This is a genomic window from Rathayibacter sp. AY1F3 (assembly GCF_002931975.1).
Taxonomy (GTDB): Bacteria; Actinomycetota; Actinomycetes; order Actinomycetales; family Microbacteriaceae; genus Rathayibacter.
In genome coordinates, this window is record NZ_PSVF01000069.1 from 1 (window position 1) to 767 (window position 767).

Here is a 767-nt window from a genome sequence, read left to right on the forward strand (position 1 = left end):
GGGTTGTAGGGGGTGTGCTCGGTGAAGCGCGCGGGGTCCTCGAGCTCGAGGTCGCCGTACACCTCGTCCGTCGAGATGTGGTGGTACCGCACGTCGTGCCGGCGCACCGCCTCGAGCAGGGCGGCGGTCCCGAGGATGTTCGTCGCCAGAAACGGCGCCGGATCCTCCAGCGAGTTGTCGTTGTGCGACTCCGCGGCGAAGTGCACCACCAGATCCGACTCCCGGACCAGCCGGTCGACGAGCGGGGCGTCGGCGACGTCGCCCTCGACGAAGGTGATCCGGTCCGACACCGGCGCTACCGAGCGGAGGTCGCCGGCGTAGGTGAGCTTGTCGAGCACGGTGATCCGGACGTCGGGGCGCTCGCGCAGGGTGAGGTGGACGAAGTTGCTGCCGATGAAGCCGGCACCGCCGGTGACGAGGATCCGCACGAGTGCTCCTACTGGTTCGAGGAAGGGACGAAAGGCGTCGGACGCCCGGGTCGCGGTCGACGACACGGGCGGACTCCGGTGGGCGCTCAGACGGAGGATGATCCCCGCGCGAGAGCGGGCAGCTGCTGGAGGTAGGCGCCGTAGCCGCTCTTGACCAGCGGTGCGGCGAGCTCGGCGAGGCGGGTGTCGTCGATCCAGGAGTTGCGCCAGGCGATCTCCTCGATGCAGCCGATCTTGAATCCCTGCCTCTGCTCGATCACGCGCACGAACTCGGTCGCCTCGATCATGGAATCGAAGGTCCCGGTGTCGAGCCAGGCCGTTCCCCGATCGAGCACCTGG

At 68.8% G+C, this 767-nt stretch carries 1 protein-coding gene and 1 pseudogene; both read right to left on the reverse strand.

Features of this window, described 5'->3' with window-relative positions; genetic code table 11:
• Nucleotides 1-428, reverse strand: a 428-nt coding sequence (locus tag C5C39_RS17130; protein WP_146083974.1) for a GDP-mannose 4,6-dehydratase, incomplete at its 3' end; no start/stop codon positions are given.
• A gap of 86 nt (nucleotides 429-514) precedes the next feature.
• Nucleotides 515-767, reverse strand: a pseudogene (locus C5C39_RS17135) (glucose-1-phosphate thymidylyltransferase); the annotation flags it as partial.